This is a genomic window from Mycoplasma sp. E35C (genome assembly GCF_019873825.1).
GTDB lineage: Bacteria > Bacillota_I > Bacilli_A > Mycoplasmatales > Mycoplasmoidaceae > Mycoplasmoides.
Window position 1 is genome coordinate 709,898 of record NZ_CP068418.1, and the last position, 12,147, is coordinate 722,044.

A 12,147-nucleotide genomic window follows, 5' to 3' on the forward strand; every position below is an offset into this window, starting at 1 on the left:
ATATTAAGTTAAATATTAACTTCAATTTTTTTAAATTATATCAATTTTAAGCTGATATAGCTTAATAAATGAAAGTTTTTTGTAATCTTTCAATAAAACTAGCTAAATCATTAGCAAAAACAAATTGTGATTTAGATTTAATTGCATCAACTTCAATGCAGGTAGAACTTAGCCCTTTTTTAATTACAGCACCATCGCAAATAATTCTTGGACAAGCTTCACCAGCACAGTAGTTTTCTTTAATTTCAATTCTGATCTTCGTATCAATTGGCAAAATAATTGGTGATTGGATTGTTACAAAACTTGAGTGCAACAATGGGTTCATCTCAACAATTTCAATAGCATTTAATCCAGGGAATAAGATTGCACCATGAGCTGATTTAGTAATCCCTGTTGATCCTGTTCTTGTTGATATCAACAAGCCAGTTCCTCTGAATTTTTCATAAAACAGATCATTGAAATAAATATCATACCCATAAGCAGTCGTTGAATTAATGTTGAATTCATTGATTGCATAAAAGGTTTGATCTTCAACTTTTAACTTAATGAAATCTAAATTGTTGTAAGGTAATTTATCCAAACAATCAACAATCTGATCAATATTTTCTTCATTAAATGAAGTATAAAAACCTAAAGTGCCGCCATTGATCCCGATGATTTTTAAACCTTCACGATCATGTTGCACTGCTTGCTTAATAAAAGTTCCATCACCACCATTAATAAATAAATAATCAGCTTGTTTTGGATCACTTACTTCTTGTAATGATTGATTTAAAACCTTCTTAATTCTTGGTTCTAATTCAATTGCCTTAGCAGCAGGAGATGAAATTAAATGGTATTTTTTATTCATGTTTTTTGTCATTTAATGAACTTTGTTCATCAAATCAATATTCATCACTATAATATGCTTTAACATCAGCAATATCTCTTAAAAAGACCCTAATATCAGTTGAGTTATACCCAATCATTAAACGCTTGGGATTGCCTGATTTATCATATTGTAAAATGATTGGTCTTTTTAGAATGCTTGGATGTTGATGAACTAAATTAATTAGTTCACTAATGGTTAGTTCGTCGATATTTACTTTGTTATTTTGTAAATATTTTGAACGGGTCGAGATAATATCAAATACACCTTTTTCGGTTAAACTTAAAATATCTTTAAAATATTTTTCATCAATCGGGCTCTTATAGAAATTTACTTCTTTATGAGCTAATTTGTTTTCTCTAAAAAATCGTCTTACTCTTGTACACCCAATACAAGAAGCTGTTATGAATAAAACAATGTTGTCGATTTGATTATTTGTAATATCTGCCATTTCTACTACTATAGTTATTCACTCTGTTAAATCCAGAATAAATTATTAATATATATGGTTATAATATAACTTATTATTATATTTGTAATAATGAATAAGATAATCTCAGGAATTCAATCAACCGGTTTTTTACATTTAGGTAACTATCTAGGATCAATTTCACAAAATCTTAGCTTGCAAGATAAGTATCAACTTAATTTATTTGTAGCTAACTTACATACAATTACAGTTGATTTTGATCCCAAAACAGCTCAACAAAACATTATTGATTTAGTTAAGATTTATTTAGCAGCTGGACTAGATATTGAAAAAAATAATATTTTTTTACAATCTGAAATCAACGAACACCCTGCATTAGGACATGTGTTGTTATGTCATACCACTATGGGTGAATTAGAACGAATGACACAATATAAAGATAAAAAACAAAAGTTCGTTCAACATAACCAAACAGTTAAAATCCCGACAGGGTTATTAACTTATCCAACATTAATGGCGGCTGATATTTTAATTTATAATGCTGATTATGTTTGTGTTGGTGCTGATCAAAAACAACACATTGAATTAACCAGAAACATCGCCATTAGAATGAATAATAAGTATGGTGAATTGTTTAAGATCCCTGAACCTATTATTGCATCGGTTGGTGCTAGAATTATGGATTTAAATGATCCAAGTAAGAAGATGTCAAAATCTTCTTTATCTAAAAAAGGTGTAATTAGTCTTGATGATAGTAAAGAAGAAGTTTTAGCAAAAATCAAATCAGCTAAAACTGATGCTTTAAATAAGATTAATTATGATTATTCAACTCAACCAGAAGTAAGTAATTTGGTTGGTATTTATTACGCATCAATTAACGATCACCTTAATCAAGAATTAAGACAAAAGTTATTCAACAAGGTGACAAAAATTAGTGTAGAGGATATAATAAATAAATTTAACAATAAATCTTATAAAGATTTTAAAGAAGAACTATTCGAAGTTGTCTGAAACATTTTAGCAATTATTCAAGCTAATAAAGCAAAAATTAGTGATGAGTATGTAAGACAAGTGCTAGATATGGGTAAGAAAAATCTATTGCCAATTGCTAAACAGACTTTATTGAATGTTTATAAAAAATTGGGAATGGTAGTGTAATGGTTAATTACAAAAAATTATTAATTATCTCAGATCTTGATGGCACCTTATTAAATAGTGAAGGTAAATTAAGTTCACAAACAATTCGGGTTGTTGATAAGATCAATAAACTTGGTCATCATTTTTGTATTGCAACAGGAAGACCTTCACGTGCTTCGATTGATATTTACAATCAATTAAAACTAAAAACTGTAATGGCTAACTTAAATGGTTCATTTATTTGAAACCCATCAGATAAGGGTTTTAAAGAAATCAATTTAAGTTTTTCTAAACATTTAGTTACCAACTTATTAAGCAATAGCTCAATCATTAAACTAGTTGATAATATCATTGTTGAAAACGACGAAGGAACTTACATTATGAAAAAACCATCAAGTTCTAATGAACATGATGAGTTTTTAGATTGTTTCCATATTGATGGTAAGGATAATTGTTCTTTTGGTAAGGACAAATTAATGAATTTAAAAAATGATCCTAATACGATCTTATTGCAAATTAAAGATCCTAAGAAAATTGATGAAGTTGTTTTCCAACTAAAAGAACGATTTAGCACTTTCATCGTAAGAAGATGATCATTGCCAATCTCTGGTGATATTATTGAAGTTAATACTGTGTATGCTAACAAAGGTAATGCATTAGATTATCTAAGTAGTTATTATGGTGTTCCTAAAGAATTAATTGTGGCATTTGGTGATGGTGAAAATGATATTGAAATGTTACAAAAAGCTAGATTTGGTTACGCAATGAAAAATGGAATTTCAAGCGCTAAATTATTAGCTAGATACATCACTAAAATGGATAACAATAACCACGGTGTAGCATTTGAACTTTATCACAAAATTGTTAAGAAAGCATTACAAAATAAATCAAAAATATGCGGTAAAAACACATAAAAACAACTAATTTAAATTTTTAATAACAGATTGGAGTTTAGTTAAATTCCAATCTGTTTTTTATTTGTTTTTGATGATAATAACATTAAAAAACTCAAGCAATTTTTGCTTGAGTTTTGTTTTTTAATTCAATTATTTTATTTGGAATTATTAATCAATTAAACTGATTGTTTGATCGATAATTTCACTAAATTGATTGCTTCTTTTTGATGAAGCGATGTATGTTGAAATTTGCTTTAATTTTTCATTAGCTTTTTTCATAGCAAACTTGTATTTAGCAATTTCAAACATCGGATAGTCATTTAATGAATCACCAACAACAGCTGTGTGTTCTAGATCAATATTTTCTAATTTGCAAATATATTCAAGAGCGTGTGCTTTATTCACGTTTTTAGCTGTTACTTCGCTGAATGTTGAATAAATATTAGCTAATTCTAATTCATTACCATAATGATCATATAAGTATTGTTTTAATTTAGATAATGCTTTTTTAGAAAACGCTAATAAATTAATCTTATGGTATTCGTTATCAACAAAAAGATCAGAGCAAAAGCTGTGTTTTTTATTAAATAAGTTAATTGTTGTGCCTATGATTGTATTATTGCTAATCACAATGTTTTTTTCATTGTTGCAATTAGCTAAATATCCTTGAAAACAAATCTTATTCTTTAAACAGTATTCAAAAATCACCCTAGCATTTTTAGAAGGGATATTTAATTCATAAAGTTTTTGGTATTCTTCGTTTTTAACAGAATAAACAACAGAACCATTCGAAGAACAAAGATAATTAACATCAACTCCTGAATTATTCAAAGTTTTAATAATTCTTTGAGCACTGCGTGAAAATCTGCCAGTAATAATTGCAATTACTAATTCTGGTGATTTTTGACGTAATTTTAATAAAGCATTAATAACTTTGGTAGTTACTTTTTTTCTTCTTGATAGCAAAGTTCCATCAAGATCAATACCAATTAGTTTTAATTGGTTTTTGTTTTCAATATCCATAAATATTTAACTACCTAGTTATCTTAAAAAGGAAGGATTTTAAATTTCTTATCTTTTTTAGCTAAGAATGTATTAATAATCAGTTTGGCAATAATAAAGATTAAACCAATAATTAAAATGTAGATTAAAAAGATAATCATATTTCTTTTATTAGTTCTGCTCTTGATTTGCGACATATCAAGATCATTAATTGGCATTCTGCCATAGAAAGTTTCAATTTCTCTAGCGCGAATTGAGCTTGTAATCAATAAATAAATTTGAATGATTAAAGTTCCAATTCCAACCCCACCTGTGGTGATGATTGTATATAATGGTCAGTAATCTAATGTAACTTTATCTTCTTTAAGAACTGATAATTGACCAAATTCTTTAACTTTTTGTGGATCAACACTAGTATTTCATCCCCAAGCCACAACTAGTGCAACTAGTGAAACTAAACCAACAGCAATATAAATTCCTGCTGCTAATCAATTGATATTAATCGGAACTAATTTCAAACTTTTATACGATCGCAAGATATTGACCGCAATCTGATGCCGATTAAAGGCCTCTGGATTTTTCAAACCGCTTTTTATATTGACATAATTACTAATCGTCTTATATCCGATAATTAACGTAATCAATCCTAATGGAATTGTTGCTCACATTATGTGTCATGATTGGTTCTTATCATAAATATTTAGAGCAATTAATAACATTGCAATCCCAAATAACAGAATAACAATAATCCCAAAAATTAAATCAATTGTGCTAAAGAACAACTCTTTTTTATAAAAAGTTGGCATTTTGGTTTCTTTAGTTTCAACTAATTCAGGTTGGATCTCTTCTTGATTAATGGTAACGACATTAGAACTGTTATAAAAACTGTTGCTAATCTGATTTAACATCACTGCTTTTGATCTAGCAAACTCAGCGTATTTGTCGTTATCTGATTCGATTCCTAAATCTAATGTTTGTGTTTTGTCATTCATGGGATTTATGATTTTAGTTTATATATTTTAAATAATTAATTTTAATATTCAGGATCAAAATCAATATCAAAAGTGCTGTTAAAATCTAAATCACTTAAAGAATCACTACTATCTAATGCTGGTAATCTTAATGTTTGAGCTCCATATAATGAGTCAATTTCATCAAAACTATTAGTTAATTCAAAATCATTAATTCTGAAGTTTTCATCCAGATAAGTATTACGGTTTGAATAAATTAAATCATTTGAATTAAAGATGTCGTTATCAATACTTTCTAAATCGTCAAAGAAATCTCTTGGTTGGTGATTTGCGAAGTATTCATACTTAGAACGGCTATCAATTAACGGATCATATTGTCTAAAGTTGCCATAATTGTTGTTATGGTTAGAACTTAATTGACTTCTGTATAGTTCTTCGTAATTGCGCTTAACGTTTGGAACATCAAAACGGTTATCAAATACTGGACGATTTACTTCATTGTAGTTGTTACGTTTTTGTTTGTTGTTTGCCAATTCATTAACTCTGTTGTAATCAGATTTAATCTTTCTGATTTGTTGTGAGTAAATTGTTTTTAGATCATTAATCTTCTTGTTGTAGAAGCTAATTGCTCTAGCTTTATTAGAATGTTCAGCACGTAATTCGTTGATGTTTTCTTGTGCGTATGAATATTCTTCACGACTTAATTTGTTGTATCTTAAATCTTGTTGTAATCTAGAAATTTGGTTGCTAATTAAAGGTAAATCTTTTTGTAATAAACTGATTTCGTTCTTTAATGTAGATAAGATGTAGTTGTAGTTCTTAGTAGCTTCTTTTTCAGAATTTTTAAGCACTAATTTAACTTCAGCAACACTTTGTTTAATCTTGTCTTGGTATTCTTCTGACTTAAATAAGTTCTTAGATGTTAATTTAACATCTTCACAATTAATAATACGGTCTAATAAATCGTATAAATCGTAGTTATTTTCATTAATTAATGATAATGAACTATCAAAGTCAAATTCGCTTGTTGAAGCTGTGAATTCGTTAACAAGTTTTTGCTTACGAGTAACTTTTGGTTTAGAAGGATAAATTTCTTCAGTGATTTCAGAAGTTATTGCAATTTGGTTAGCTTTAACTTCATCTCTAATTTCATTCATTTCTGAACGAAGTTCTTCTCTGATGTTATTGAATGATTCTAATTGACGTTGTGATAATTCTTCAAACTTAGCAAAGTATTGTTTGAATAATTCTTCTGAACGTTTTTCTAAGAATTGTTTCAATTCTGTAATGTCCTTCTTGTATTCTTCGTTAGTTAATGCAATTTGACTAGTTGGTTGTTGAACTGGGGTTTCAACTTGTTGTGAAACTTTAACTTCAGGAGCTTTAACTTCTGGTTTAGCTTTAATTTCAACTTTAACTTCTTCAACAACTTTAGTTCTTGGTTGTGCATCAGATTTAACGATTAAATCATCAAATTCATTACCATCATCAAGTTGAATGAAGTCAGAGTTATCAGTTCTTAAAACAACTTCTTCTTGAGCATCAGCTAATGGTTTAATTACATCTTCAACTTCTTCAATTTCATCAATTGAATGGATCTTAGTTGATGGTTCAAAATCAGATTTTAATTCTTGGATTGCTCCATCAATTAATTCATCTAATGAATCTTTTGTTTCAGGTAGTTTTGAATCCTTAGTTAATTCTAATTCTTCTCTAATTTTGTTAAAGATGTCTTCTTGTTGGATTGGTTCTAGAATTGCTTCTTCTTGTTTAGCTGGCGCTTTAACTTCTGGTAGGCTAGCAAACTTAAAGTTTAATTCTTCTAATGGTTTTTCAGAATCAAATGAAGGTGTGTAACTGTCTAGAATTGAAGGCGCTTTTTCAACCTTAGGTTGAGTTTTAGCTTCAAGTCTTAATTGAGCTCTTGGTTCAACTGTTTGTTGTTCAATTGGCTTGATAACATCAGTTTTTTCTTCTTTAACTTCTTCAACTCTAACAATTTCTTGTTGTTGCATTGGTTGAATCACATCTTCATGTTTAACTAATTCAACAACATCTTGTTTTGCTTCAAGTTTTGGCTGAACTTCAACGATAGCATTTAGATCTAGTTTTTGTAAGTAACTTAATTCTTTGTCCTTGAAAGCTTCTTCTTTGCGTTCAAATCCAGATAAAACATAGATATCAGTCTTCTTATTAACTGATGCTTTATCTAAATTAATTACATCTAAATCATTAATGTTTTTGAAGTTATCAATTTCTTCTTTTTCAGCTTTGAATTTGTTAAATTCTTCTCTTAATTTAGTTAAGTCTAAATCAGATTTTTCTGATTTATAAACAGCAATTAAGTTTTCAACTTCTCTAGCTGGGTTTAATAATTGAACTGTATCTTGAATTGGTTGTTCAAGTTTTTCAACAACGATTTCTTGATCAACTCTGTCTTCTGCTTTTTTAACTTCTTTGTGAGTTTCTTCTTTTTGTTTAGCAGTTTCTAGAAGTTTTTGTTGAGTTTGAGCTAATTGTCTTTCTAACTCTAAAATACGTTGTTTTTGTAATTCTTCTTCGATTAATTTATCTGATTTAGAGATAGAAGCTTTGTCTGAAATGAAGTTTTGTTTATCATCAAAGTATCCAGTTCATACTCAAACTTTCTTATCGTTGTAATAACCATAAGCTTCATTACCAATAAATTTGTTAAAGAATGGTTCTGGTTGTTTTTCTTCGATTTGTTTAACTTCTTGTTTAACAATTTCAGCTTTCTTAGTAACTTCTTTTTTATTAATTTCTTCAATTAATAAATCAACTTTATCAGTTTTTGTTTCTTTGTCTGAAATGAAGTTTTGATTTTCATCAAAGTATCCAGCTCATACTCAAACATTGTTTTTGTTATAGAAACCATAAGCTTCATTACCAATAAATTTGTTAAAGAATGGCTCTTCAATAGTTTGAGGTTGTTCTTCAACTTTGATAATTTCATCAGTTTTTTCAACAAGAGCTTTAGTTTCAGGTTGTGGTTGAACTTTTGGTTCAATAAATTCTTGTGGAATTACTTCTAATGCTGTTGATGGTTTATTTTCTTCATAAACTGGACTAACAGCTTTGAATGGTTCATCTAAAACATTAACATGAACACCTAAAACTGGTTTAGATACTTCATCAATTTTTACAGCTGGTTTTAGAATGTTGTTAATGTCAAATTCACTTGTTTCGTTAATTACTGGATTAATGTTAATAACTTTTTCTTTGATCGCTAAATCATCATTTACATTAACATTAATTTTTTGTTGTTCATCAAAGTAAGTTTGATTTTGTTTTAAAACTGCTAAATCATCATTTTTTACGAAGTTTTCAGCAACTTTAACGTTTAAATCAGGAACAATATTTTGTTCTACAACTGGTTGAACAATTTCTTGTGCAATTGGTTGAACGATTTGATCATTAATAGGTTGAACAACTTCAACTTTTTTAAATAAATCAAATTTAGATTCACTACCAATTTCACTTGAAACATTGATTTGAATTGGTTGATCTTGAGTTTCAGCTGAAACTACATCAACTTTAGTTGAAACTTCTTCAGTTAAATGAGTTATCTTATCAAACTTAGCAACTGGTTCAACTTGTGGTTGGATCACTTCTTGTTGAACAACTTGAGGTTGGATAACTTGTGGTTGAATTACTTCAGCTTGAATTACTTGAGGTTGAACAACTTGTGGTTGAACATTAACAACTGGAGTTTCTAATTGTGATTTATCAAAGCTAATGTTATTGCTAATTTGAATTTGTTCATTAATTTTTGGTTCATCAAATTCAATAGCTTGAACTTTTTTATTAGCTTCAAAGATGTTTTTAGCTGATTCTGGAACAAATCCATTAGTATCAACATTGATTTGATCATCAGTTGATTCAAATTCTGCTACTTCTGGATTTCAAGGAACTAATTCGTTAGATTTTGGAGCTTCTTCTAAGTAGTTAGGTAATGTTGCTTGAGGCTTAATATCAACTTGAATTGCATCGTTATTTAATAATACTTCATCAGCTTGAACTTTGATTGGTGTATTAATATCAACTTTTGGTAAATCAAAACTTTCTTCCTTGAATGAAGGAACGATTTTAATTTCATCAGTTTTGATTGTTGGTAATGTTGCTTGTTCTGCTACTTTTGTAGGTTCTAATAAAGCAGAAATTCTTGCAGCACCAGTTTCAGATCCATCTTCTAATTCTGAAGGCTTAACATCTTGAACAATTTCTTCAACAATTGCTTCTAAATCAGTAACTACTAATGAAGCTTTTGGAAGTTCTTCAGATACTTCTGTTGGTTTTGTTTCAAAAATATTTTGTGATTGTTCTGGTTGTTTTTGTAATTCAGATTTATGAACTAAATTACCGTCAAAATCAAAGAAGTTACCTTCTTGATCGAAGTGTCCAGTTCAAATTCATTCACCAGTTTCATCAAAGTAACCAAAATCAATGTTACCAATAAATGATTCTGGATTGAATGTAGTTTGAGTTTGTTGAGTGATTACATCAGTTTTAACTGTTTGAACTGTTTGTGTTGCTAATGCGATTGTGTCATCAACAATTGGTTTTTCGCTAACAACTGGTTGAACAATTTCTTCTTGTGTTTGTTGTTCTTCAACTTTTGGTTCAACAGTTTCTGTAGCTTTGGTTTCTTCTTGTTCAGTAACAAGACGAACATCATCAGTTGCAGTTGTTTGAACAGCAACTTCTTCAGCAACAACTTGTTGGTCTTCGACAACTGTTTTGTCTTCTTCAACTGGTTGTTCAACTTGAGTTTCAACAGTTGTTTTGTCTTCTTCAACAGCTTCTGGTTGTTGTTCTGGCTGAGCTTCAATTGCTTGTTGTTCTTCAGCAACTGTTTTCTCTTCTTCAACTGGTTGTTCAGTTTGTTCAACTTGAGCTTCAACTGTTGTTTTGTCTTCTTCAACAACTTCTGGTTGTTGTTCTGATCCAACTTCAACAACTTGTTGTTCTTCAACAACTGTTTTGTCTTCTTCAGCTGGTTGTTCAACTTGAGTTTCAACAGTTGTTTTGTCTTCTTCAACAACTTCTGGTTGTTGTTCTGGTTGAGCTTCAATTGCTTGTTGTTCTTCAACAGTTGTTTTGTCTTCTTCAACAACTTCTGGTTGAGCATCTTGCTCTTGTGCTGAAACTCGTTCTTCAGAAGCAACTGGTTGTTCTTGATCTGATAAACCTTTTTCTAGTGATTCAAGGTCACCATCTTGTGGGATGAATTCATTATTTTCATCAAAGAATCCAGTTCAAATTCATTGTTGATTTTCGTCGTAGTATCCATAACCTTCGACACCAACATATTGTTCTCAAACAGGTCTTCCGCCTTCGCTTTGATATGGAATAAATTGTTGATTTTCATCAAAGTGTCCATCTCAAATTCAGTTATTATTTTCGTCGTAGTGACCATAACCTTCAACACCGATGTATTGTTCTCAGTTAAATTCAGTTTGAGCAATAGCATTTTGTTCAGAAGCAACTGGTTGTTCTTCTTGTGCTTGAGCTTCTTCTGGTTGAGTTGGTTGTTCAGATTCAACTTCTTGTTCAGATTGAGCTTGAACTTCTTCTGGTTGTGAAACTTCTTGTTGTTCTTCTTCAACAATTTCATCAGCTTGTTGTTCTGCTTCAGCTTCAACTTCTTCAGCTTGTTCTTGTTCAAGTTCAACTTCTTGTTGTTCTTCTTGAACTTCTTCAACAATTTCTTCTGGTTGTTCTTCTACAACTTCTTGTTCAACTTCTTCTTGTGCAGCTTGTTCTTCAACTTGTTCTACATCATCGTTAAGGATGAAGTTGTTTTCTTCGTCAAAGTAACCAGCTCAAACTCATTCACCAGCTTCGTCGTAGTATCCGTATCCTTCAACACCGACATATTGTTCTCATGAGCCAGCTTCTTGTTCTTCATAAAGAACGAATTGGTTATTGTCATCAAAGTAACCTGCTCAAACTCATTCTTCATTTTCATCGTAGTATCCATAACCTTCAACTCCGATGTAATCTTCTCAATTGATCGCTTCAACTTGAGCTTCTTCTTGAACTTCTTCAACAGCTTCTTGTTGTTCTGCTTGTAATTCTTCTTCTGGTTGAACTTCTTCTTCAACAATTTCTTGTTCTTCTTGTTGTTCAACTTCTTCTGGTTGAGCTGAAACTTCTTCAACAACTTCTTCTACTTGTTCTTGTTCAACTTCTTCTGGTTGTTCTTGTTCAACAGCAGCTTCTTGTTCAACTTGTGGCTCTTGTTGTTCAGAAATAGTTTCTTCTTGTTCTGCTTCTACTTGGATTTCTTCTTCTTGAGGTTGTTCTTCGTATTGTTCTTCTTCTACAACCTCTGCTTCATTAGGAATGAATTCGTTATTATCATCAAAATAACCAGCCCAAACTCATTCTTCGTTTTCATCGTAGTATCCATAACCTTCAACCCCGATGAATTGTTCTCAATATTCACCTTCTTCTTCTGGTTGTTCTACTTCTTCTTGTTCTACGAAATAATTAGCAAAGAAATCAAAAGGATTACCTTCTGCATCATAAAGGTTAGCTGCATCTAATTCGTAGTTTTCATAAGGCTCAATGAAGATCTCATTTTCTGGATCGTATGCAATGTAGTAAGCATTATTATCAGCATCAAAAGCTACTTGAATTGAACCATCTTCTGGCAATTGTCCACTTTCATATGCTAATGCTGCAGGAACTACATCTTCAGCGCCATCATAAAGATTTCCGAAGATGGCTTCTGATTCTTCTTCGTTAATCTCTTCTTCTTCTACAAAGGCCTTTGCTGCTTTTTTATTTTTCTTATTGTCTTTTTTAGCCACTTTATAT

General features: G+C 30.1%; 7 protein-coding genes. 2 read left to right on the forward strand and 5 right to left on the reverse strand.

What is annotated here, in order from left to right; all coding sequences use genetic code 4:
• Positions 1 to 61 precede the first annotated feature (61 nt).
• Both JJE79_RS02940 and JJE79_RS02945 read right to left on the reverse strand, forming a co-directional pair.
• Positions 62 to 850: an NAD(+) kinase gene (locus JJE79_RS02940; RefSeq protein ID WP_222926135.1), complete on the reverse strand. Its 789-nt coding sequence runs from the start codon at positions 848 to 850 to the stop codon at positions 62 to 64.
• A complete protein-coding gene (locus tag JJE79_RS02945) occupies positions 843 to 1,319 on the reverse strand; it encodes a Spx/MgsR family RNA polymerase-binding regulatory protein (protein ID WP_222926136.1) in 477 nt (158 codons plus the stop codon). The genes JJE79_RS02940 and JJE79_RS02945 overlap by 8 nt, the downstream gene beginning before the upstream one ends.
• Before the next feature lie 90 nt (positions 1,320 to 1,409).
• On the opposite strand from JJE79_RS02945, the gene trpS reads away from it, so the two are divergent.
• Both trpS and JJE79_RS02955 read left to right on the forward strand, forming a co-directional pair.
• The gene (gene trpS, locus JJE79_RS02950) at positions 1,410 to 2,456 is read left to right on the forward strand and encodes a tryptophan--tRNA ligase (protein WP_222926137.1); all 1,047 of its coding nucleotides are present in this window, start codon (positions 1,410 to 1,412) and stop codon (positions 2,454 to 2,456) included.
• The gene (locus JJE79_RS02955) at positions 2,456 to 3,349 is read left to right on the forward strand and encodes a Cof-type HAD-IIB family hydrolase (RefSeq protein ID WP_222926138.1); all 894 of its coding nucleotides are present in this window, start codon (positions 2,456 to 2,458) and stop codon (positions 3,347 to 3,349) included. Before trpS ends, JJE79_RS02955 begins: the two co-directional genes overlap by 1 nt.
• Positions 3,350 to 3,499: 150 nt before the next feature.
• Here JJE79_RS02955 and JJE79_RS02960 read toward each other — a convergent pair whose 3' ends face one another.
• The 3 genes from JJE79_RS02960 to JJE79_RS02970 are packed head-to-tail and all read right to left on the reverse strand — an operon-like array spanning position 3,500 to position 12,140.
• Positions 3,500 to 4,354 (reverse strand): Cof-type HAD-IIB family hydrolase, encoded by an 855-nt coding sequence (locus tag JJE79_RS02960; protein WP_222926139.1) that lies wholly within the window; start codon positions 4,352 to 4,354, stop codon positions 3,500 to 3,502.
• A 23-nt stretch (positions 4,355 to 4,377) separates the two neighbouring features.
• On the reverse strand, positions 4,378 to 5,325 hold the full coding sequence (locus JJE79_RS02965; protein ID WP_222926140.1) for an MSC_0882 family membrane protein: 948 nt from the start codon (positions 5,323 to 5,325) through the stop codon (positions 4,378 to 4,380).
• Between the two features lie 41 nt (positions 5,326 to 5,366).
• Positions 5,367 to 12,140 carry an EAGR box-containing protein gene (locus JJE79_RS02970; protein WP_222926141.1) on the reverse strand — a complete coding sequence of 2,258 codons (6,774 nt, stop codon included), beginning with the start codon at positions 12,138 to 12,140 and terminating at the stop codon, positions 5,367 to 5,369.
• Between the last annotated feature and the right edge of the window lie 7 nt (positions 12,141 to 12,147).